Source organism: Pseudomonas kielensis, from assembly GCF_030505375.1.
Taxonomy (GTDB): domain Bacteria; phylum Pseudomonadota; class Gammaproteobacteria; order Pseudomonadales; family Pseudomonadaceae; genus Aquipseudomonas; species Aquipseudomonas kielensis.
The window spans coordinates 389,046-411,185 of record NZ_CP130043.1; the positions used below are offsets into that span (position 1 = coordinate 389,046).

Genomic DNA, 22,140 nt, shown 5'->3' on the forward strand with positions numbered 1-22,140 from the left:
AGGTTTCCTTGAAGTCAGGGGGCTCAGAGGCGCTCGATGATGGTGGCAATACCCATGCCGCCACCGACACAGAGCGTGGCCAGGCCGTAACGCTGCTGGCGCGCTTCCAGTTCATCGAGCAAGGTGCCGAGAATCGCGCAGCCGGTGGCGCCCAGCGGGTGGCCCATGGCAATCGAGCCGCCGTTGACGTTGACCCTGGCCGGATCGATGGCCATGTCCTTGATGAACTTGAGCACCACGGAGGCGAAGGCTTCGTTGACCTCGAACAGGTCGATGTCCTCGACCCGCAACCCGGCCTTGGCCAAGGCCTTGCGGGTGGCCGGGGCAGGACCGGTAAGCATGATGGTCGGATCGGTGCTGGTGACCGCGGTGGCGACGATCCGCGCCCGTGGTTGCAGGCCCAGCGCCTTGCCCTTGGCTTCGGAGCCGATCAGCATCAGTGCCGCGCCGTCGACAATTCCGGAACTGTTGCCCGGGGTATGCACGTGGCGGATCCGCTCCACATGGCTGTAGACCCGCAACGCGGTGGCGTCGAAGCCCATCTGCCCGATCATCTCGAAACTCGGCTTGAGTTTGCCCAGGCCTTCGAGGGTGGTGTCGGCGCGGATGAATTCGTCCTGCTCGAGCAGCACGATGCCATTCTGGTCCTGCACCGCTATCAGCGACTTGTTGAACGCGCCCGCGGCCCGCGCCCGGGCGGCCTTGAGTTGTGACTGCAGGGCGAACGTGTCGACGTCCTCGCGACTGAAGCCTTCGAGCGTGGCAATCAGGTCAGCACCCACGCCCTGCGGGGTGAAGTGAGTGTGCAGGTTGGTTTGTGGGTCCAGCGCCCAGGCGCCTCCGTCGCTGCCCATCGGCACGCGCGACATGGACTCGACACCGCCGACCACCACCAGGTCCTCGAACCCGGAGCGCACTTTCATGGCCCCCAGGTTCACCGCCTCCAGACCCGAGGCGCAGAAGCGATTGATCTGCACCCCAGCAACGCTGACATCCCAATCGGCCACCAGCGCGGCGGTCTTGGCGATGTCGGCGCCCTGGTCGCCGACCGGCGTCACACACCCCAGCACGATGTCGTCGACCTGGCTGGTGTCGAGCTGGGTACGCTGTTGCAGCGCCCCCAGCAGGCCCGCCAACAGGTTCACCGGCTTGACGCTGTGCAAGGCGCCATCCGCCTTGCCGCGGCCACGGGGCGTGCGTATCGCATCGAAAATCAAAGCTTGGGTCATGACATCCTCGGACTGCCGGGCAGGTAAAAGATCAATGAGTGTCCACCTTAGGCTGCCGGGCGTGGGATTCAATGACCGATACGCTCAACGGCCTTGACGCTCATGCTCAGACGAACGGTCGCCAGCAATCGGGTTAACCGTTTCAGGTCGGCGAACTGTCTAGCAAAAGGGCGACCAAGCAGGTGGCAATAGGCCTCATGCTTTTTTAGATGCCTTTGGCGCTTAGCTGATATGAAATGGATCTAAGCCACAGCCCGCGTGGCCCCTAAGGTAAAGCTTACGAGGTTGCCGTCGGGTTTTGCCGAGGTGCCCGTTAGCTTGACCCTACAGCGCTTTGCCGATGGAGATGTGCAGGCAAGCATTCGACGCTCAGGAAATAACAAAAAAGGCGGTCAGCCATGTTCAAACAATCGAAAGTGCGTCAAGCCGGGCTCATTCTATTCGCCACCACCCTGCTGCTGATTCTGCCGAACCTGACCAAGGTGATTGGCTGATCCAGCGCCTGGGGTTTGCTCAACCTGACTGTTCGCACTCGTGTGCTTGTGCCAACCTTGGCGGCACGACCACGACCGGATGGCAATCACGTGAAAGCTTTGATTCTGCTTGGAGCCCTGCTACTGGGCATGCCTTTGCATGCCGCACAACTGGTGCTGGACCTGGGTGCCGACAGCCGCACCTGGCAGACAGAAGAGCTGCTGCAGCATCGGCTGGCACAGACCATTCATGTGACTGACGACGTTTCCTACAAGCGCGACATGGACTACCGTGCGGTGCCCCTGGCGGCGCTGCTGATGGGCGTCGAGGCCGACCATCACCTGCAGGCCGTGGCCCTGGATGGTTTTGCCGCCGAACTGGCGGCGGCCCCCTTGCTCGCGACACAGGGCGCCCAGGCCTGGCTGGCCATTGAAGACCCGGCGCACCCCTGGCCGGCGCTGGCGCCTGGCAAACCGAGCGCCGGTCCGTTCTACCTGGTGTGGACTCACCCCCAGGCCGCGGGGATCAGCCCGGAGCAATGGCCATTCCAGGTCGCGACCATCAAGCGCCTGGCCGCCGTCGCCGAGCGCTTCCCGGCCCTGCTGCCGGACCCCGCCCTCCCCGCCCATGACCCGATCAACCTGGGTTTTGCCCTGTTCCAGAAAAACTGCCTGGCCTGTCACCGCCTCAACGGCGCAGGTGACGCGCAGTTCGCACCGGACCTGAACATCCCCTTCAACCCCACCGAATATTTTGGTGCACCGTTTCTCGAACGTTACATCCGCGACCCGCAAAGCCTGCGCCAATGGCCCCAGGCGAAGATGCCGGGGTTCTCCCAAGCGGTGCTGAAGGATGAGGAGTTGACGCAATTGTTGGCGTATTTGCGCCATATGGCGGGACGCAAGGTGAAGCCCTGACGGGTCGCTGGATGCGGCGCCCGGGCGGGCGCCATCGCGAGCAGGCTCGCTCCCACAGGAAAATTCATACACCTGGAATAAAGCAGGCCGCCTCGCCGGCCCTTACCACTCAACAGGCCGAGCGTTAGCTCGCCTGCAGCTCTTGATCCACCCGCCCCATCGGCAGGCTGAGCGAAGGTGTCCATCCGGGGGGAGGCGCCTAGCGCCGTGGGGCGAAGCCGCATACATCGGCAGGAGGTGCAGCGCAGCAAACCGGAGGCGATGCCCCCGGACTGAGCATCCGTTCACGTGGGAGCGAGCGATGGGCTATCGCCGCCTACTGCTGTTGCACCGACATCACCGGGGCCGGCAGCGGCGAGACGAACACCTTGGCGTGCATCTGCTCAAAGCCACCACCGCGACGCATGCCGCGTACCGGGCAGGCGTCGAGGTAGTCCAGGCCCACTGCCAGCTTCAGGTGGCGTTCGGGACGGGCCAGTTGGTTGGTCACGTCAAAGCTGTACCAGGCGTCGTCCAGCCAGGCTTCGGCCCAGGCGTGGCTGGCCAGGTGTTCGCTGCTTTCGCTGTACAGGTAGCCCGACACATAACGCGCCGGGATCCCCAGGCTGCGGGCACAAGCGATAAAGGTGTGGGCGTGGTCCTGGCAGACCCCGGCACGGCCGGCGAAGGCTTGCGCGGCGCTGGTTTGCACTTCGGTGGCGCCCGGGGTGTAGGTGATGTGCTGGTTCAGGCCATGCATCAGGTCGATCAGCGCGCTGCGGTCGCGACGTTGCCGACATTGCTGTAAGGCAAAAGCCTGCAGGGCCTCGTCGGCTTCGGTCAGGCGGGTAAAGCGCAGGAATGGCAGGGCCGATTGGCTCTCGTGTTCGGCCTCGCGCAACTCATCGATGTCCACCTGCCCTCGCGCTCCAATGATGATGGCTTCATGGGGCTCGTCCAGGGTCAGCACATGCAGGATGTTGCCGAACGGGTCGAGCTGCGCACGCACCGGTCGCGGCAGCTCCAGTTGCCAGCTGAGTACGTGCTGGCGCTCGCTGTCGTGGGGGGTCAACCGCACATACTGGATGCTCGCCCGCACCTGATCCTCATAGTGATAGGTGGTCTCGTGGCTTATGGAAAGTCTCATGCAGCCTCCAGGTAGGAACTGTGTATGGCATTGCCCAACTGGCGTACCAGCGGGATGAACTCGGTCAACCAGGCATGCAGGCCTTCGTCGAGGATTTCCTGGATGCCGGTGTAGCGCAGGCGCGCGTCTATTTCCGCCGCCAGGCGTTGGGCCGGACGGCCGTTGGCGCCCGGCAGCTGGGCGAGGATCTGGTCGATTTCCTCGGTGCAGGCGCGCAACGAACGGGGGACATCGGCGCGCAAAAGCAACAGCTCGGCGACCTGACGGGCACCGGGCGCATCACGGTAGATTTCGGTGTAGGCCTCGAATGAGGACAGGGCCCGCAACAACGCACTCCACTGGTAGTAGGCGTGGGCGGTGCCATCGCTGACCGCCTCGCCCTGGTCGCCGGCCATTTCGTAGCGCGCATCCAGCAGGCGCAAGGTGTTGTCCGCCCGCTCGATGAAGGTGCCCAGACGAATGAAGCGAAACGCATCGTTGCGCATGATGGTGCCGTAGGAAGCCCCGCGAAACAGGTGGGAACGTTCCTTGATCCACTCACAGAACCGGCTCATGCCATAACGCCCAAGGCCTTGTTCGGCAATGCCGCGAATTTCCAGCCAGGTGGCGTTGATGTTTTCCCACATGTCGGCGGTGATCCGGCCACGCACCGCATGGGCGCTGGCCCGCGCGGCCCCGAGACAGCTGTAGATGCTGGCCGGGTTGGCGGCGTCCAGGGCGAAGAAGTGCAGCAGGCGCTCGGCGTGCAACGCGCCATGGCGCTCCAGGTAGTCTTCCAGCGTGCCGGTGATCAACAACGGCATCGCCAGTTCGTGCAGGCCATCGCCGCGGCCATCCTGTGGCATCAACGACAGCGAATAACTGATGTCGAGCATCCGTGCGAGGTTTTCCGCCCGCTCCAGGTAACGCGACATCCAGTACAGATCCGAGGCAGTTCTACTCAACATGGCAAGCTTCCTTTAATCCTCGACAATCCAAGTGTCCTTGGTACCGCCACCCTGGGAGGAGTTGACCACCAGGGAGCCCTCGCGCAGGGCGACGCGGGTCAGGCCGCCAGGCACCACCCGGGTTTCGCGCCCCGACAGGACGAACGGGCGCAGGTCGATATGCCGCGGGGCGATGCCGTTTTCGACGAAGGTCGGGCAGGTCGACAGGGACAACGTCGGCTGGGCGATATAGGCATGGGGCTTGGCCTTGATCCGTGCGCGGAACTGTTCGATCTCGGCCGCCGTCGCCGCTGGCCCGACCAACATGCCGTAGCCGCCGGAGCCCTGGGTTTCCTTGACCACCAGATCGGGCAGGTTGGCCAACACGTGGGACAGTTCCGCGGGGTTGCGACACTGCCAGGTCGGTACGTTTTTCAGAATCGGCTCCTCGTCGAGGTAGAAACGGATCATCTCGGTGACGAATGGATACACCGACTTGTCATCCGCCACCCCCGTGCCGATGGCGTTGGCCAACACCACGTTGCCGCTGCGATAGGACGCCAGCAGGCCGGGAACCCCGAGCATCGAGTCCGGGTTGAATGCCAGCGGATCGAGGAAGGCGTCATCGAGCCGCCGGTAAATCACATCGACGGCCTTGGGGCCATCGGTGGTACGCATGAAGACTTTGTCGTCACGCACGAACAGGTCCGCACCTTCCACCAGCTCCACGCCCATTTCCCGGGCCAGGAAAGCGTGCTCGAAGAACGCGCTGTTGAAGCGTCCCGGGGTCAGCACCACCACGCTGGGGTTATCGATGGGACTCGAGCTTTTCAGGGTGTCGAGCAAAAGGTTCGGGTAGTGATCGATGGGCGCGATGCGCTGGGCCGCGAACAGCTCAGGGAACAGGCGCATCATCATCTTGCGGTCTTCGAGCATGTAGCTCACGCCGCTGGGGGTGCGCAGGTTGTCTTCCAGCACGTAGTAGCTGCCGTCGCCATCGCGCACCAGGTCGACCCCGGAGATGTGCGAATAGATGTCGCGGTGCAGGTCCAGGCCCTGCATGGCCAATTGGTACTGTTCGTTGGCCAGCACCTGCTCGGCCGGGATGATGCCGGCCTTGATGATGCGTTGCTCGTGATAGAGGTCGGCGAGGAACATGTTCAGCGCCTTGACCCGCTGGATGCAGCCACGCTCGACAATCCGCCACTCACTGGCGGGGATGCTGCGCGGAATGGTGTCGAAGGGAATCAGGCGCTCGGTGCCCTGCTCATCGCCATAGAGCGTGAAGGTAATCCCGGCGCGATGAAACAACAGATCGGCCTCGCGTCGGCGTTGAGCCAGAAGCTCGTCAGGCGTTTCTGCCAGCCAACGGGCGAATTCTCGATAATGCGCGCGGACCTGGCCGCTGGCATCGTACATCTCATCAAAATAGGTGCGGATCATGCCGTACTCCTTGTCACCCGGACACCTTGGCATCGCAAGGCCCGTGCCAGCGGCATAAACCCTTTAATATCAATCAGTTGGATTTTCACCCCGAAGGCTTCGCACCAATCCCGTGCAGCAAACACCCTCACCTGATCACTCGCGCTTCATTGCGAAGCAATGCTTATGGCTATTAGCAGCATAGCCATAGTTCATTTCACTGCCCGCCCGGGCACGCGGATAATTGGCCCATCACGCAGCAAGCGGCACCGTTCGCTTGCTGGCTACCCCTCTTCCCTTTTGGCCACCTGCTCAGGTGGCTTTTTTTTGCCTGGCATTTGCCCCGGCCCAAATGAAAACGGCCGACCCCAAGGGTCAGCCGTCGCTGAGTGTTGTCGCTATTCATAGTGTTATGCGAGTTGCCCTCGTACCTCCTGCTTGACGCCCCAACCTTCGATGATTCCCCCCAAAGGCTCGACCACCGCCTCGAAGTCCTGCTCAAAATCGCCAATGCCGCCGTAGGTGGCGTACATCACCTTGCTCAGTTCCAGGTACCAGGCACCGTCGTCGCGCACACTGATCTGTGCATTCAAGGATTCACCGCGAAATTGCCCTGCCGCCCTGCGTGCCCCCTCCTCGTCGGGGAAAATGGCGTAGAACTCGATGGGATGGAACCGTGAAAAATCAAAACCGCCTTCTTTCATGCGGCGCAGCACGCTGCTGCTGATGTCTTCTTGATAGGCTGTGCTCATGAAACGTCCTCCTACTTCCAATGGATAGACTTTCCGTACTCCCCGCGCCTGCAACCGAATGGTGCAGGCGCTACGACAATCAGATTGCCGCCGGGAAACAAGCATGTAGCTGACAAGACCAGACCTTAGCGATCCATTCGCTGATCTCGTTTGCAGAGTAGCCCTAACTCGGAGCGCGTGCCAAGGCCTTGTTACAGGTGGGATTATGGAATCGGGGAGATGCTGAGGATTTGAATGCTGTTCTGATCTTTGAGGCTCTTGAGCGTCGGGTCGTTGGTGCGACCTTCCAGGTCATTGAGATCCAGCTCCGCCGGGACCGGGAGAAGTTTGGCGCGAATCAGTTGCGCAGCCTTTTCCATGTCAGGTTGGTGCTCGCAGTCGAAGCGTTCGATGCTTTGCACACCATGATCATCCACAAAGGTGATTTCCCACTTTTGCATCGGTGCCTCCTCGATAAAACCCGTAGATGGGCTTACTTCCATCTCGACCCGGGTCGGCGGGCATTCGTTCCCCGCCCCTCGAAGATTTGCCCTGGCAACAGGGTTGCTATCACCAACCCTGTTGTTCCGATGACCAGGAACAGGCGTGCTTACTTCTCGGCACGCTCCTTGAGGGCCTTGAGGGTATTGAAAGGTGCATCGACCACAAACTTGTTGGCGACCATCGCCGGCACACTGCCACCTGGCTCGGTGTGCACTTGATACGTCACTTCGACCTGATCGCCCTTGGGCACAAACTTCCAGAAGCCTTTGACCTCGGTCACCCGGACAAAACCCTTTTCTTCCGGAACGTATTTCGGCACGCCTTCCAGGTTGCGGGTCAGGCTGCCGTCGGCGCCATTGACGACGGTGATATGCATCACCGAATCACGCGCAGTCACGGGCCAAGGCGTATTGAACTGGGTGTAGGTCCAGATCTGGTCACCTTCTTGCTTGAGCAGCTTCTGGCTCTTGCAATCGTGGATCCAGGCACAGGCCCCGACCACGTCATCCTGCAGCGCCCGCAGCTTGGCGACAGTGGTCTTCATCAAGGTCACGCCCTGATAGGACTTGTAGTCGGAGCCTGGCACTTCACTCAGGGAGATCTTGATCCCGTCTTCGTTCTTGGCAACTTTCCAGTCTTCGGCCTGAACCCCCGTGGAGGCCAGAACAGCGCTCAACCCACACAACACAGCGATACGATGCAGCGAACCCATAGTCTTGTTCCTTCTTGTTGAAGTTCCGTTCGTTGAACACACTACGCCGCGGTCATTTGCTCCCACCAGCCGATCAGCGTGATGGCTTGTTCCTGGCTGCTGCCGCAGACCTCGATATCCGCCTGGAACGCGCCACAGACGGCAGGACGCTCGGGCTGGCCGAAGATACTGCACAGATTATCGACAGACAGTTGCACACAACGTTCGCCCGCAGGCTTGCCATGGGGCATGCCGGGAATCGGTGTGCTGATGGAAGGGGCAATGCAGCAGGCGCCACAGCCTTCTCGGCATTTCATGACGACAAGCTCCTCGGGAGTGTGGAATGACGGGGACTAGAGTACCCGCTTAAACAGCCGTTTGAAATTGGCCGCCCAGGGGTTTTTCGCGCAAATACGCGTGACTGATCAGTCTTGCGACAAAGCGTCAGGTCGCCAGGTCACACCTGCCGTCGGTTTTTACTGATTGAACTGGAATTCCAGGGCCGCCCCTTCGATTTCCCGACGATCTTCATTGCGCAGCTGCAATTGCATTTCGTTGGTAATCAGCCGGCCGTTGAGCTGGAACTTGCTTTCTTCCTTGGGCTTTTCCTCGAACAGTGGCGGCAGCAAGGGCGCGCGCTTGACGATCGGGACGGTGCCAATGGGTTGCAACTGACGGACCATTTCCGGTGGCAGGCTCAGGTCGATATTGGTGGATGGCAACTCAGTGGTGCGCACCACTTCGCTCGCTGCCCTGGATTTCGAGGCAATCGGCGGTCGTTGCTTGTGGGCAGCGGGATTTTTCGCGGTGTCTGGCTTTTTCACAGGCGCGACTTTTTTGACCGCAGTGGTGGTTGCCACCTTAGTCGTTGACGTACTGGAAACCGCTTGATCCGGAGTCGTCGCCGCCATCGCGCGCGCCCCATTGAACATACTCAGCAGGCAGACCAACACCACACCAGCAGGAAAAATCGCTTTCATAACCCCTACAGCACTAACGGCAGAGGGCCATATGCTCGCCTGTTGAAGGGACGCTGACAAGCGCCCATCTCGATCAGCCCCGTCGACGCCTCAAAATCCGCTGGCGGTTTCCTGGCACAGCTGGGTCGCGAGCATGCCCAGGGTCATCAAGGCGCGCTCGGCCTCACGGTTCCAGGGAATGCCGCAATTCAAGCGAATGCAGTGGTTGAACTGCTCGGTGTTACTGAAAATCAGTCCTGGAGCGATGCTGATCCCCTGTTGCAGGGCCCGCACATGCAGTTCCTGGGTATTGACCCGTCCCGGCAAACTGACCCACAGGATAAAACCGCCAGTGGGCCGGGTCATCTGGGTGCCTTCGGGGAAATACTGCTGCACTGCCAGCTGGAACGCACTGAGGTTCTTGCGGTATTCCTGGCGGATGTAGCGCAGGTGTCGATCGTAACCGCCATTCTCCAGGTAGGCCGCGATGCCCATCTGGGTGACGCTGCAGGCCGAGTGGGTACTGAAGGTCTGCAGGCGCTGGATTTCCTGCTGGTATTTGCCGGCGATCATCCAGCCGATGCGCACCCCGGGGGACAGGGTCTTGGAAAAACTCGAACAGTAGATCACCCGGTCCAGGCGGTCATAGGCCTTGAGGGACTTGGTGCGCCCCTGCTCGAACATCAATTCGCCGTAGATATCGTCTTCGACCACCTGGATATCAAAGTCCGAGGCCAGGCGCAGCAGTTGTTTCTGCCGGTCTTCCGGCATGGTGCCACCCAGGGGGTTGCTCAGACGCGTGGTCAGCACCAAGGCCTTGATCGACCATTGGTTGGCGGCCAGTTGCAAGGCTTCCAGGCTCATGCCGGTGGACGGATCACTGGGAATCTCGATGACTTTGAGGCCGAGCAGATCGGCCAGTTGCAACAGGCCATAGTAGGTCGGCGACTCCGCGGCAATCAGATCACCGGGACGGGTCAATACGCGCAAGGACATCTGCAGGGCGTCGACACAGCCGTGGGTGATCACCACTTCGGATGGGTCGACCACCACCCCGGCATCGCGCATGCGAATTGCTACCTGGCGGCGCAAGGGTTCGAAACCGGGACTGAACATGTAGCTGAACGCCCGCGGACTGTGAAAGCGCGTGACCTTGGCCAATTGCTGATGCAGCGCCCGCACCGGCAGATAGTCGACACTGGGCACGGCTGCGCCCAGCGGGAACACCCCTTCGCGGCGTGACTCCACCAGTACTTGCTGGATGATGCTGCTGCGGGTCACTAGGCCAGGGCGCTCGACCCGGGCGATATCCGGGGTCGGCGCGGTCAGGGCCGGGGTCTGATGGACGTAGTAACCCGACTGAGGACGTGCGCGAATCAGGCCCTGGTCTTCCAGGTTGGCATAGGCCTGGAGCACCGTCGCGTGGCTGACATTGAGCTGCGAGCTCATCTTGCGCACTGAAGGCACACGCTCGCCAGGCTGATAGACGCCGCGCCGGATATCCTCAGCCAGTTGCTGAGCGATACGTTGATAGAGCAAAAGATTGGTCATGACGCAGCACTCGATTTCACGGGCATATTATTTTTGTAGAGAACTATACCGGCACAGTTTAGAAGTGTACGGGGACAGTTGCCACAATAGTCGACCGTACAGTCCAGTGTCAGTAAAAACTGTACTGTTTTGTGCGCCGATTGGCAGGCCAAAAAAAACCCGGCACCTCTACAGGTGCCGGGCTTTCCAGTAACGCTGACCTTAGCGGGCAGCGCCGAGCTGGCCTTTTTCGTCGGAGAACACAATTTCCACCCGGCGGTTCTGCGCCCGGCCCCGTTCGGAAGCGTTGGCCTCGACCGGGTATTCGTCGCCATATCCTTCGACGTGAATACGTTTGTCGTCAATCCCCAGGTCCATCAGCATGTCGGCCACGGCCTGGGCGCGGTCCCGGGACAGTTTGCGGTTTTCCTGCTTGCCACCCGTGCTGTCGGTGTAACCCTCGATGCGCACGACACGCTTGGGGTTGAGCTGCAGGAACTGGACAATTTTCAGCACCGTGCGGTTGGCCGAACTCTTGAGCTCCGCCTCGCCGGTGTCGAACAGCACATCGCCCAGGGTCATCACCAGGCCACGATCGGTCTGGGTGGTAGCCAGGCTGATGATCTGCTCTTCCAGCCATTTGCCCTGCTGCTGCACGCTCAGCAACTTGGCTTCGCGCAACGCCAGCTGCAGGCGTTGGCGCTCCAGCTCGAGCTTGGCTGCGCGTTCTTCGTTGAGCACTTTCTCACTATGTTGCCGGGCGATCTCACTGTAACGCTGGCTCAGGTAGGCGTAGTGCTGCACATCGGCGCCACTGCCCCAATAGCTGGACAGACGATCGGCCCGGGCCAGGGATTCACCGGCCCGGATCACGTCCTTGGGCGCGATGCGCAGTACGTTGGAGTCTTCCTTGACCTTCTGGAAGTCGTTGTAGGCTTGTTGCAGTGCCACATCACTGTGTTGGCCCGCACAGCCGTACAGGCTGGCCAGCAGCAGGCCGCCGAGGACGCCATTCTTGAGTTTCATTGGGCGTCTCCCAACTGCTTGCGCAGGCGCGCGATGCGGGTGTTGAGAACGTTCAGTTGCTCCTGGCTTTTAAGCGTCAGGACCTTGGCTTCGGCCAGGCGTGCATCCAGCTCGGCCTGCTCGGCCTGGACGCGGGCATCCTTGAATGACTGGTCGGCCATGTCGGCCTTGGCCTGGCTGTATTTGCCTTCCGCCAGTTTCAGTTCCGGCACGTCCTCCACGGTGGCTCCCACCGCGGTCGCCTGCTCCAGGGCTTGCCCGGTCAAACGCATTTGTTCATTCGGCGCCGGATCGGCTGCACAACCCGCCAGAGCCGTGACGGCCAGGGCAGCGAAAAGAGGTCGAATAGTCACTAAAAATCCCTACTGTTTTGGGGTGCTGACGGGCTGTTTCAATTGTGCCTTCCAGCGCTCCAGATTGCGCTGTAGCACGGCCTCAGTCAGACCGGACGCGGGCAATTCTGTCATCTTTTTGGCCAACTGTCCGCGCAACCATGGATCGTTGCACGCCGAGTTGTGGGAAATAGCCAGGAATAGCCCGGGTTTATCCACCGGCTGGGCGTAAGCCTGCACGTCGTTGGCGATGCTCAGGGTCTGGGTCATGGCCATCCCGGCGTACCGCCCAGCCAACACAAACTCCACCTCGCCCAGCAACAGCTTCTGAAACGCCTGGGTCAGGTTCGGCGTACTGACCAGGGTCAGCTGCGATTGGGCGAATGCTGCGAAATCCTGGGTCAACCGTGCCTGCTGCGACACCGCGCCGACATGCCCGCTCAAATCCTTGGCCTCGCTGTAGTCCAGCGTCGAACCATTGCGAGTCCATACCAGGTAGTCATTGCTGGCCAGCGCCGGGTGTATGTAGTCCAGCGCCTCCAGTTGCTCGGTTGTCAGCGAAGCATCCGCCAGCATGTCGATACGCCCGCTGCGCACCTCCTCCAGCGCCTGGGAGCGCTTGCCGGCATACCGCAACTCGACCTTGATCCCCATCTGCGCCGCCACCTGCTGCAGCACGTCGGCATTGGCGCCGATCAGGTGCACGGGGTCCTGCGGGTCTTGCCACAGATAGGGCGGCGCATCGGGGCTGCCGGTCACCACCAGGCGTTCGCATTTGCCGGCAGCGTTCGATACAAGGGGCAATAGCGCCAGGCCGAGGAACATCGACCAACCGCTCAAGCGACGCAAATCCATGGCGTATGTCTCCACTCTCAACTCGCGGACAAAAAAAAGCCCGGCCAAAAGGCCGGGCTCTTTATAAGTGAAGCCGCTGGATTAGACCAGCTTCTCCAGCTCAGGGATGGCTTCGAACAAGTCCGCCACCAGGCCGTAATCGGCCACCTGGAAGATCGGCGCTTCTTCGTCCTTGTTGATCGCAACGATCACTTTGGAGTCTTTCATGCCGGCCAGGTGCTGGATCGCGCCGGAAATACCGACGGCGATGTACAGCTGTGGAGCAACGATCTTGCCGGTCTGACCGACCTGCATGTCGTTAGGTACAAAACCTGCGTCGACCGCGGCACGGGAAGCGCCGACAGCAGCGCCCAGCTTGTCGGCCAGGGCGTACAGGTGTTTGAAGTTGTCGCCGTTCTGCATCCCGCGACCGCCGGAAACGACGATCTTGGCAGCAGTCAGTTCCGGACGATCGGACTTGGCCAGCTCTTCGCCAACGAAGCTGGAGGTGCCAGCGTCGTGAGTCTGCAGCCACCGCTTCAACAGCAGCCGAACCACCTTCGGCTGCAACCGGGTCGAAACCGGTGGCACGCACGGTGATCACTTTTACCGCGGCGTTCGATTGCACGGTGGCGATCGCGTTACCGGCGTAGATCGGGCGCTTGAAGGTGTCAGCGCTTTCGACCGAGATAATCTCGGAGATCTGGTCAACGTCCAGTTGCGCGGCAACGCGCGGCAGGATGTTTTTGCCGTTGGAAGTGGCAGCGGCCAGGATGTGGCTGTAGCCCTTGCCCAATTCGGCAACCAGCGGCGCAACGTTTTCCGGCAGTTGGTGTGCGTAGGCGGCGTTATCAGCGACCAATACTTTGCTCACGCCAGCCACTTGCGCAGCGGCTTCAGCCACGGCGCCAGCGCCCTGGCCTGCAACCAGAACGTGGATGTCACCGCCAATCTTGGCAGCGGCAGCAACGGTGTTCAGTGTGGCCGGGGCCAGCACTTTGTTGTCGTGTTCAGCAATAACCAAGATAGTCATTTAGATTACCTTCGCTTCGTTTTTCAGTTTCTCGACCAGTTCAGCCACCGACTTGACCTTGATACCCGCGCTGCGTGCAGCAGGCGCTTCGACTTTCAGGGTCTTGTTGGTGGAGGCGGTGGAAACGCCCAAAGCATCCGGAGTCAGCACTTCAAGCGGCTTCTTCTTGGCTTTCATGATGTTTGGCAGGGACGCATAACGCGGCTCGTTCAAACGCAGGTCGGTGGTGACGATGGCTGGCAGTTTCAGGGAAACTGTCTGCGCGCCGCCGTCGATTTCACGCGTCACGGCAACGCTGTCGCCGGACACTTCAACTTTCGAAGCGAAGGTGCCCTGACCGTAGCCGCTCAATGCAGCGAGCATCTGGCCAGTCTGGTTGTTGTCGCTGTCGATCGCTTGTTTGCCCAGGATCACCAACTGAGGCTGTTCCTTGTCGACAACAGCTTTCAACAACTTGGCAACGGCCAGGGAAGTCAGGTCTTCGGCGGATTCGACGAGGATGGCGCGGTCGGCACCCAGAGCCAGCGCGGTGCGCAGTTGCTCTTGAGCGGTGGACGGGCCGATGGAGACGACGACGATTTCAGTCGCAACGCCTTTCTCTTTCAGGCGTACGGCTTCTTCCACTGCGATTTCGCAGAAAGGGTTCATCGACATCTTGACGTTTGCGAGATCGACGCCGGAGTTATCCGCTTTGACGCGGACCTTGACGTTATAGTCGACCACTCGTTTGACAGCTACAAGAACCTTCATGGATTCCTCGTTACTCTCCGGTGAAAAGAAAGTCGCCTAGGCGAACCTGGCGGTTGATGCTCATCGGGCACAAGGGCACCTCTAAAAACGCCGGCCTGGGTATCGGGTAATCCTGCTCGGGAGGTAAATGACCGTTCATCAGTGGTGACTGACAAGTCATTCGTTTTCACAGCGTGTAGACTTCGCCGCGAACCCACGTTGCGCATCACCTTATACTGCCTTCGCCCTGTCTTTAGAGGTGCTCTTGAAACCAACAGTCAGCCTACGGCGAGCGCAAAACCGCCCGTATCTTGACCGGAACGCCTATTCCGGTCAATACGGCAAAATGGCCAGTTATAAGCCGCGCTTCTTTGATTTATCTGGCTTCCAGCAATTTCAAACAAACGTTTGTATTGGACGCTGAGAGTGGTGTAGATATAATGCGCCACCTAGAGAGAAAGGTGGGCCTCGATTGTCCTCCTGCCCACAGGGCAGCGTAATTGATCGGGGCGACACCAAACCTCCAATTAGAAAAAAAACTGTTGAGCCTTGAGTAGGAGATAACCTGTGGAACGCGAATACATGGAATTCGACGTGGTCATCGTCGGTGCCGGCCCCGCTGGTCTTTCCGCCGCCTGCCGATTGAAGCAGAAGGCCGCCGAAGCCGGTAAGGAAATTAGCGTCTGCGTGGTCGAAAAAGGCTCCGAAGTCGGTGCTCATATCCTCTCCGGCGCGGTGTTCGAACCTCGGGCCCTGAACGAACTGTTCCCGGACTGGAAAGAGCTCGGCGCCCCGCTCAACACCCCGGTCGTGCGCGATGATATCTATGTGCTGCGCAACACCGAGGCATCCATCAAGGTTCCTGACTTCTTTGTGCCCAAGACCATGCACAACGAAGGCAACTACATCATCTCCCTGGGCAACCTGTGCCGCTGGCTCGCCCAGCAGGCCGAGAACCTGGGCGTGGAAATCTACCCTGGCTTCGCCGCACAGGAAGCCCTGTTCGACGAAAATGGCGTGGTCCGCGGGATCATCACCGGTGACCTGGGCGTCGACCGCGAAGGCAATCCGAAAGAAGGCCTGTACACCCCTGGCATGGAACTGCGTGGCAAGTACACGCTGTTCGCCGAAGGTTGCCGTGGCCACATCGGCAAACAACTGATCAAGCGCTTCAACCTGGACAGCGATGCCGACGCCCAGCACTACGGCATCGGCCTCAAGGAAATCTGGGAAATCGACCCGGCCAAGCACCAGCCTGGCCTGGTGGTCCACACCGCCGGTTGGCCGCTGGACATCCTGGGCAAAGAGAACACGGGCGGTTCGTTCCTTTATCACCTGGAAAACAATCAGGTGGTCGTGGGCCTCATCGTCGACCTGTCCTACAGCAACACTTACCTGTCGCCGTTCGACGAATTCCAGCGCCTCAAGCATCACCCGGTGCTCAAGCAGTACCTGGAAGGCGGCAAGCGCATCAGCTACGGCGCTCGGGCAATCTGCAAAGGTGGCCTGAACTCGTTGCCGAAAATGGTCTTCAAAGGCGGCGCGCTGATCGGTTGCGACCTGGGCACCCTGAACTTCGCCAAGATCAAAGGCAGCCATACGGCGATGAAATCCGGCATGCTCGCCGCTGAAGCGGTGGCCGATCGCCTGTTCGCCGAATCCGAAGGCGGCGACGAGTTGACTGCCTATGTCGACAGCTTCAAGAGCAGCTGGCTGTACGAAGAACTGTTCGCCAGCCGTAACTTCGGTCCGGCGATCCACAAGTACGGCGCGATCATCGGCGGTGGGGTCAACTGGCTAGACCAGAACATCTTCGGCGGCAAACTGCCGTTCACCCTGCACGACACCAAGCCAGACTACGCGTGCCTGAAGCTGGCGGCCGATTGCAAGAAGATCGACTACCCGAAACCAGACGGCAAACTCAGCTTCGACAAGCTCAGCTCGGTGTTCATCTCCGGTACCAACCACGAAGAAGAGCAACCGTGCCACCTCAAGCTGGCCGACGCGAGCGTCCCGATCAGCAAGAACCTGCCGCTCTACGATGAGCCTGCGCAGCGCTACTGCCCGGCCGGCGTGTATGAAGTGATCACCAAGGAAGACGGCGAGAAACGCTTCCAGATCAACGCCCAGAACTGCGTGCACTGCAAGACCTGTGACATCAAGGACCCTGCGCAGAACATCACCTGGGTGACGCCGGAAGGCGCGGGCGGACCGACTTACCCGAACATGTAAGCCGTATGCCTGAACAGTGAGGCTCCCGAATGGGGGCCTTTTTGTTGCCCGCAATAAAACACTTCGGAGTCGCGCAAGGCGGCGTCAGGCGGCGCGCTCATCCCCCGGATTGCGCTCGAAGTAGCGCTTGTACTCGCGACTGAACTGCGACGTGCTCTGATAACCCACCCGATGCGCCACCTGCGCCACGCCCAGGCCTTCGGCCACCAGCAAGGTCTGCGCCTTGAGCAGGCGCAGGCGCTTCAAATACTGCACCGGCGACAACAGGGTGCTGCGCTTGAAGTGTTCATGAAAGGTCGAGGCGCTCATGTTGGCGCAACTGGCCAGGGTTTCGACGTTCAATGGCTCGTTGTAGTGCGCATGCAGATGGCTGATCGACGCTGCAACACGGGCGAACTGGCCTTGCTGCTCCACCAGCGCCCGCAGCACATCGGCCTGGGGCCCGCGCAAAGCGGTGAACAACAATTCACGCAGGCGCGCCGGGCCCATGATCCGGCTTTCCAGCGGATCGTGCAGGCACGACAACAGCCGCTCGACACAACCACGCATGCCGTCATCGAGCACCACCGAGGTCATCGACTCGGGCGTCTGCGCGGCGCCTCCGCGCCCCGGCGCCAGCCCCATGGCCAGCACCAACTCCCCCAGCAGCACCCGGTCAATCGCCACCGAGACACCAAGCAAGGGGGCGTTGGGCAAGGCAAAGGTTTCGCACTCGAAGGGCACCGGCAACGCCTGGATCAGGTAGTGCCCGGCCCCGTACTCCATGGTCCGCGGTCCCAGGTAGGCCAGTTTGCTGCCCTGGGCGATGATCATCAGGCTCGGCTCATAGATATGCGGGCCGCGGGCAACGTCGCAACTGGCGCGCAGCACCTGCACGCCGGGCAACGCGGTCGGGGTGAAACCATCGCCGGCGGCCAGCGGCTCGATCAGCGCCACCAGGTTGGCATTGGCGTCGAGATGACGGGTCAGCAACATAGAAAAAACTTCGCAAAAATGGGATGAAAGCATCATCGCAGGTCTGCTCGCCAATGCGAGCCTTTGCCGGCCGATGCCGGAGGATTAGGCATGACACCCGGAGGAATCGCCATGGCCGCTGGCCGATCGGACGCCCAGAATGCGCCGCCTCACCTGTCACTGCTTTTGCGAGGTTCACCATGTACACCGCCATCGGTTACGCCGCCCAGTCGGCCACCACTCCCCTCGCCCCTGTGCAATTCCAACGCCGCAGCCCCCGGGCTGACGACGTGGCGATCGAGATCCTCTACTGCGGCGTCTGTCACTCGGACATCCACCAGGCACGCAATGAATGGGGGATTGCCGTTTACCCGTTGATGCCGGGCCACGAGATTGTCGGCCGGGTCACGGCCATCGGCTCCCACGTCAGCCAGCATAAAGTCGGCGACCTGGTCGGCGTCGGCTGCATGGTCGACTCGTGCCGCCACTGCGAAGCCTGCCAGGCCGACCTGGAGCAGTACTGCCTCGAAGGCCCGACCATGACCTACGCCACCCCGGACCGGGTCGACGGCAGCAACACCATGGGCGGCTACTCCGACAGCATCGTGGTCAGTGAACACTTTGTGGTGCGCATCCCGCCGCAACTGGACCCGGCCAGCGCCGCACCCATTCTCTGCGCCGGTATCACCACCTATTCGCCGCTCAAGCACTACGGCGTGAAGGCAGGCGACAAGGTCGGCATTCTCGGCATGGGTGGCCTGGGCCACATGGGGATCAAGTTCGCCAAGGCCATGGGCGCCGAAGTGACGCTGTTCACCCGATCGGCCAGCAAGGCTGAAGAAGGTCGTCGCCAGGGCGCCGACCATGTGATCGTCAGCACCGACGCCGCGCAAATGGAAGCGGCGGCCGGACAGTTCGACTTCCTGCTCGACACCATTCCGGTGCAGCACGACCTCAACCCCTACCTCGACACGCTGCGCTTTGACGGTGTGCACATCCTGGTGGGCTTGATTGAACCCGTCGATCCGCCGGTCCACGCCGGCAAACTGGTGATGAGCCGCCGGGTCCTCGCCGGCTCATTGATTGGCGGCATTGCCGAAACCCAGGAAGTGCTGGATTTCTGCGCCGAGCACGCAATCACCTGTGACATCGAAATGCTCGATATCCGCCAGATCAACGAGGCTTACGCGCGCATGATCGCCGGTGACGTGAAGTATCGCTTTGTGATCGACATGGCGACCCTCAAGGCCTGAGCACGGCGTCAGCGCCCCTCGGCGAAATCACGCAGGACATTGCCGTCCATGCGATAGCGCACCCACTCTTCCTGGGGCTGGGCGCCGAGGGATTTGTAGAACTCGATGGCCGGGGTGTTCCACTCCAGCACACTCCACTCAAAGCGCCCGCAGTCGTTGGCGCACGCAATCTTCGCCAAGTGGCGCAGCAAGTATTTGCCTGCGCCACCACCGCGCTGCTCGGGCGTGATGTACAGGTCTTCAAGGTACAGGCAGTTACTGCCCAGCCAGGTTGAATAGCTGAAGAAAAACACCGCAAACCCGATCGGCAGGCCATCGCGCAGGCAGATCAGGCCGTGGGCGGTGGCACCTTCGCTGAACAGGCTGCGCTCGATGTCAGCCACACTGGCGATGACTTCATGTCGGGCGCGCTCGTAATCCGCCAGCTCGGTGATGAAGGCGAGAATTTGGGGTGCATCGCTGGGTGTGGCCGGGCGGATCTCGATCGACATGGACGTCCCTTGAGAACGAATTAAAACGCCATACTATGTCGCCAATCGCCGTTCGTCACATAGCACTGTCAATCTTTGTGCAGGCCACGCTGTTGCTGAGCAAAGGGGTTACTCCGCTCTTCACTAACCCTGAAACCGCCAACCACAGAACAAACGCCCGGGCCGGCCGTGGTAGATAGGGGCTCGACAACCTACCGGTCACGAGATCTGTCCATGCCCCGTCGCCCTACTCCGGACTCCGCCGTCGCGGGAAAACTGTTTGCTCTGTTCTGCCTCGCCAGCTACCTGCTGTCGTTGTCCTACGGCTCAACCTTTTTACTGTCCCTGCTGATCAGCTCACGGGGCGGCAACGAGCACGATGCCGGCAGCGTGATTTCTGCGGCGATACTCAGCACTTTCGCCGCGGTGCTTGTTTCCGGGCACTTGTCGGACGTGTTCGGCGCAGCGCGTTCGATTGCCCTGTTCGGCGGCCTGCTGGTGCTGGCCAGCCTGGGGTTTGCCCTGACGCCGGGATTTGGCAGTGCCTTGCTGTTTTTCGGCCTGACCCTGGGCCTGGGCTGGGGCGTGTTTTACACCCTGGGGCCGATCATCGTGGCCATGCTGGTCACCCCGGCGCAACGGGCCAGGTATTTCGCCCTGCTGTCGGGCAGCATGATGACCGGCATCGGGTCCGGGCCCTTGCTGGGGCGCGCCGCCAGCGCCCTGGGTTATCCGCTGAGCAGCGCATTTTTCCTCGCCGCCCTCGCCAGCCTGATCGGCGCACTGCTGTTCTGGCGCCTGGGTACGGTGCTTGCACAACGACCCAACCAGTTGGGCAACGCCTCGCTATCGCGCATCACTTGGGCGGCGACGGTTCGGGTAATGTCCTCCAGGGCGCTGTTCCCGATCATTATGGTGGGCCTCGGTGGTTGCGTATTCGGCGGTCTGTCGAGCTTCCAGACCAGCTACGCCGCTGAGCGCGCGCTGGATTACTCGCTGTTTTTTCTTGGTTTCATGAGCGCGGCGATTACCAGTCGCATGTTGATTGCCAGCTTCGTGGTCAGGCGCGACCCTTACTGGGCATCCTGCCTACTGTCGGGGTTGATGGTGATGTCGGTGCTGATGTTCAGTTTCGTCGTCGACGATGCCTTGAGCTACCTGCTCGCCGCCGTGGTGCTGGGTATCGGCTACGGCCTGACCTACTCGGTGATCAATGGCCTGGCGGCCAACGAAGCGCCGCCCGGCAGCACCCCACAAGCCCTGCTGCTGTTCAGCCTGGGCTATTTTGTCGGGGTGTTCGGCTTTCCCTGGCTGGCGGGCAGGATCATCGTCGAGCAAGGGCTGCCGACGATGCTGCTGGTGGTGCTGGGCGTGGCGCTGTTGAACTGGTTGATTACGGTCGGGCGGTTGTTGTGGCGCTGGCGGCTCGCGAGCCAGGCATTGCAGGAGGCTTAGGGGCGCTGGCCTGCTCGCGGGCAAGCCATGCTCCTACAGGAGATAGGGGGGTGTTCGTGCCAGTCGCGATCAGGGTTCGAGCCCGATGGGGAAAAACTCGCCACCGCTGTAAACCCCCAGCCAACGCTGACCGTCGAGTTCGCGGGTGACGGCCAGCTCGACCAGTTGGTAGAACACATTGCGATGGATCAAGGCTTCGAGGTTGGTCCGTACGTGCACATAGGGGGCGGGTTCCTGGGTCTGCGGGTCGATGACCACTCGCAAGGGGTGCTCAGGCCCGGCTTCGGTGACGTCCTCGACGTTGGTGGTGAAACGCAGCACCTGGGCTTCGCCCTCGCCTTGCACCTCCAGAGTCACGGCCACGAAGGGCGCGTCATCAACTGTGATCCCGACCTTCTCCACCGGCGTGATCAGGAAATAATCGTCACCATCTCGGCGCATGATGGTGGAGAACAGCTTGACCATCGGCTTGCGCCCGATCGGCGTACCCAGGTAGTACCAGGTGCCGTCGCGGGCGATGCGCATGTCGATGTCGCCACAGAAGTCGGGATTCCACAGATGAACCGGCGGCAAGCCTTTGGACTTGGGGATTTGCCCCAGCAGATCGTTAGCTTTCTGCGCACCACTCATGTTGTTCTCCCGTTGAACTATTGATCACCCAGGCCCAGCAGGCTACGCGCATATTGCGCCAGCGGCGGGCCCAGCAGATCTTCTGGCCTGGTGTCGTGGAACGTCAGTAAACCGCCACGACTCTTGATCCGTGCAGTATCAATCAAATACTGGGTGCTGGTCTCGATCAACATCAGTTGAATCACCCCTTTGTCGATGCCCAGGCGATCTACCGCCTCTTGATCGAGCCACTCATCGGAGTTGCCGATGCGGTCGTCAGCGCTGGCAAAGCGGGTGTAGAGCAGGTAATGGGCGCCGGCGGCCCGAGCCTCACCCATGGCGGCATCCAGCCCCTCGGGCGCGCGGGCGCGACGGACCATCGGGAAATACTCGATAAAACCGTTGAAGGCTTGTTCGGCAACCACGTTGGGGCGCGGCTCGGCACTGCCCGGCGGGGCGAACGGCCCCTGGGCAATGTAGATGAACGAGTCTGGCTGAATACGCAGGTTGTTCACTCGACGGCTGTCGCTGTGATCGAGAAAACCGGCGTCGCTCATCTGATAGCGAACCCCTTCGCCCATGTCGCTGACAGTCATGCAGCCGCCAAGCGTGACAACCGCCAGCAGCAAAACCAGGCTACGCATCCTTACCCTCCAGAAGCCGGTGACGGAAAACCGGCGAATCCGGGCAAGATGCAGCTTCCG

Annotated in this window: 22 protein-coding genes and 1 pseudogene; 4 read left to right on the forward strand and 19 right to left on the reverse strand. The window is 61.1% G+C overall.

Features of this window, described 5'->3' with window-relative positions:
• Window positions 1-23: 23 nt before the first annotated feature.
• Entirely contained in the window at window positions 24-1,229 is a 1,206-nt protein-coding gene (locus tag Q1W70_RS02030) for an acetyl-CoA C-acetyltransferase (protein ID WP_166590820.1), read from the reverse strand.
• A 623-nt stretch (window positions 1,230-1,852) separates the two neighbouring features.
• Here Q1W70_RS02030 and Q1W70_RS02035 point away from each other — a divergent pair.
• Window positions 1,853-2,620, forward strand: a complete 768-nt coding sequence (locus tag Q1W70_RS02035) for a c-type cytochrome (protein WP_302098878.1) — start codon at window positions 1,853-1,855, stop codon at window positions 2,618-2,620.
• A 316-nt stretch (window positions 2,621-2,936) separates the two neighbouring features.
• Here Q1W70_RS02035 and Q1W70_RS02040 read toward each other — a convergent pair whose 3' ends face one another.
• The 14 genes and pseudogenes from Q1W70_RS02040 to Q1W70_RS02105 form a co-directional block, all read right to left on the reverse strand.
• Window positions 2,937-3,746 carry a transglutaminase family protein gene (locus Q1W70_RS02040; protein WP_166591337.1) on the reverse strand — a complete coding sequence of 270 codons (810 nt, stop codon included), beginning with the start codon at window positions 3,744-3,746 and terminating at the stop codon, window positions 2,937-2,939.
• Window positions 3,743-4,693 carry an alpha-E domain-containing protein gene (locus Q1W70_RS02045; protein WP_166591336.1) on the reverse strand — a complete coding sequence of 317 codons (951 nt, stop codon included), beginning with the start codon at window positions 4,691-4,693 and terminating at the stop codon, window positions 3,743-3,745. Before Q1W70_RS02045 ends, Q1W70_RS02040 begins: the two co-directional genes overlap by 4 nt.
• Window positions 4,694-4,705: 12 nt before the next feature.
• Window positions 4,706-6,115: a circularly permuted type 2 ATP-grasp protein gene (locus Q1W70_RS02050; RefSeq protein ID WP_182343978.1), complete on the reverse strand. Its 1,410-nt coding sequence runs from the start codon at window positions 6,113-6,115 to the stop codon at window positions 4,706-4,708.
• Window positions 6,116-6,504: 389 nt separating this feature from the next.
• Window positions 6,505-6,846 carry a ribonuclease E inhibitor RraB gene (locus tag Q1W70_RS02055; protein ID WP_095167696.1) on the reverse strand — a complete coding sequence of 114 codons (342 nt, stop codon included), beginning with the start codon at window positions 6,844-6,846 and terminating at the stop codon, window positions 6,505-6,507.
• Window positions 6,847-7,049: 203 nt separating this feature from the next.
• Window positions 7,050-7,286 (reverse strand): hypothetical protein, encoded by a 237-nt coding sequence (locus Q1W70_RS02060; protein WP_166591334.1) that lies wholly within the window; start codon window positions 7,284-7,286, stop codon window positions 7,050-7,052.
• A gap of 149 nt (window positions 7,287-7,435) precedes the next feature.
• The gene (locus Q1W70_RS02065; protein ID WP_182343976.1) at window positions 7,436-8,041 is read right to left on the reverse strand and encodes an START domain-containing protein; all 606 of its coding nucleotides are present in this window, start codon (window positions 8,039-8,041) and stop codon (window positions 7,436-7,438) included.
• A 41-nt stretch (window positions 8,042-8,082) separates the two neighbouring features.
• Window positions 8,083-8,337 carry a YkgJ family cysteine cluster protein gene (locus Q1W70_RS02070; protein WP_095167692.1) on the reverse strand — a complete coding sequence of 85 codons (255 nt, stop codon included), beginning with the start codon at window positions 8,335-8,337 and terminating at the stop codon, window positions 8,083-8,085.
• Between the two features lie 159 nt (window positions 8,338-8,496).
• Complete coding sequence (locus Q1W70_RS02075; protein WP_185818838.1) at window positions 8,497-9,000, reverse strand: translation initiation factor 2; 504 nt, start codon at window positions 8,998-9,000, stop codon at window positions 8,497-8,499.
• Between the two features lie 90 nt (window positions 9,001-9,090).
• The gene (locus tag Q1W70_RS02080; protein ID WP_166591332.1) at window positions 9,091-10,530 is read right to left on the reverse strand and encodes an aminotransferase-like domain-containing protein; all 1,440 of its coding nucleotides are present in this window, start codon (window positions 10,528-10,530) and stop codon (window positions 9,091-9,093) included.
• A gap of 201 nt (window positions 10,531-10,731) precedes the next feature.
• On the reverse strand, window positions 10,732-11,535 hold the full coding sequence (locus tag Q1W70_RS02085) for an OmpA family protein (protein WP_302098603.1): 804 nt from the start codon (window positions 11,533-11,535) through the stop codon (window positions 10,732-10,734).
• Window positions 11,532-11,888, reverse strand: a complete 357-nt coding sequence (locus tag Q1W70_RS02090) for a DUF4398 domain-containing protein (RefSeq protein ID WP_166591330.1) — start codon at window positions 11,886-11,888, stop codon at window positions 11,532-11,534. Before Q1W70_RS02090 ends, Q1W70_RS02085 begins: the two co-directional genes overlap by 4 nt.
• Before the next feature lie 9 nt (window positions 11,889-11,897).
• Window positions 11,898-12,722, reverse strand: a complete 825-nt coding sequence (locus tag Q1W70_RS02095) for a substrate-binding periplasmic protein (RefSeq protein ID WP_166591329.1) — start codon at window positions 12,720-12,722, stop codon at window positions 11,898-11,900.
• 81 nt (window positions 12,723-12,803) lie between these two features.
• Window positions 12,804-13,734 (reverse strand): annotated as a pseudogene (locus Q1W70_RS02100) (electron transfer flavoprotein subunit alpha/FixB family protein).
• Window positions 13,735-14,484, reverse strand: a complete 750-nt coding sequence (locus Q1W70_RS02105; protein ID WP_003226982.1) for an electron transfer flavoprotein subunit beta/FixA family protein — start codon at window positions 14,482-14,484, stop codon at window positions 13,735-13,737.
• 546 nt (window positions 14,485-15,030) lie between these two features.
• Here Q1W70_RS02105 and Q1W70_RS02110 point away from each other — a divergent pair.
• Window positions 15,031-16,695 carry an electron transfer flavoprotein-ubiquinone oxidoreductase gene (locus Q1W70_RS02110; protein ID WP_166591327.1) on the forward strand — a complete coding sequence of 555 codons (1,665 nt, stop codon included), beginning with the start codon at window positions 15,031-15,033 and terminating at the stop codon, window positions 16,693-16,695.
• Between the two features lie 84 nt (window positions 16,696-16,779).
• On the opposite strand, the gene Q1W70_RS02115 is transcribed toward Q1W70_RS02110, so the two are convergent.
• The gene (locus Q1W70_RS02115; protein ID WP_185818837.1) at window positions 16,780-17,670 is read right to left on the reverse strand and encodes an AraC family transcriptional regulator; all 891 of its coding nucleotides are present in this window, start codon (window positions 17,668-17,670) and stop codon (window positions 16,780-16,782) included.
• Window positions 17,671-17,849: 179 nt separating this feature from the next.
• Between Q1W70_RS02115 and Q1W70_RS02120 the strand changes: the two genes are divergently transcribed.
• Window positions 17,850-18,902, forward strand: coding sequence for an NAD(P)-dependent alcohol dehydrogenase (locus Q1W70_RS02120; RefSeq protein WP_166591325.1), 1,053 nt, complete (start codon window positions 17,850-17,852; stop codon window positions 18,900-18,902).
• An 8-nt stretch (window positions 18,903-18,910) separates the two neighbouring features.
• Here Q1W70_RS02120 and Q1W70_RS02125 read toward each other — a convergent pair whose 3' ends face one another.
• On the reverse strand, window positions 18,911-19,393 hold the full coding sequence (locus Q1W70_RS02125; RefSeq protein ID WP_095167667.1) for a GNAT family N-acetyltransferase: 483 nt from the start codon (window positions 19,391-19,393) through the stop codon (window positions 18,911-18,913).
• Between the two features lie 213 nt (window positions 19,394-19,606).
• On the opposite strand from Q1W70_RS02125, the gene Q1W70_RS02130 reads away from it, so the two are divergent.
• Window positions 19,607-20,827, forward strand: a complete 1,221-nt coding sequence (locus Q1W70_RS02130) for an MFS transporter (RefSeq protein ID WP_166591324.1) — start codon at window positions 19,607-19,609, stop codon at window positions 20,825-20,827.
• Between the two features lie 69 nt (window positions 20,828-20,896).
• Here Q1W70_RS02130 and Q1W70_RS02135 read toward each other — a convergent pair whose 3' ends face one another.
• Window positions 20,897-21,457: a DUF1285 domain-containing protein gene (locus Q1W70_RS02135; protein WP_166591323.1), complete on the reverse strand. Its 561-nt coding sequence runs from the start codon at window positions 21,455-21,457 to the stop codon at window positions 20,897-20,899.
• Window positions 21,458-21,474: 17 nt separating this feature from the next.
• Complete coding sequence (locus tag Q1W70_RS02140) at window positions 21,475-22,080, reverse strand: DUF4823 domain-containing protein (protein WP_166591322.1); 606 nt, start codon at window positions 22,078-22,080, stop codon at window positions 21,475-21,477.
• Between the last annotated feature and the right edge of the window lie 60 nt (window positions 22,081-22,140).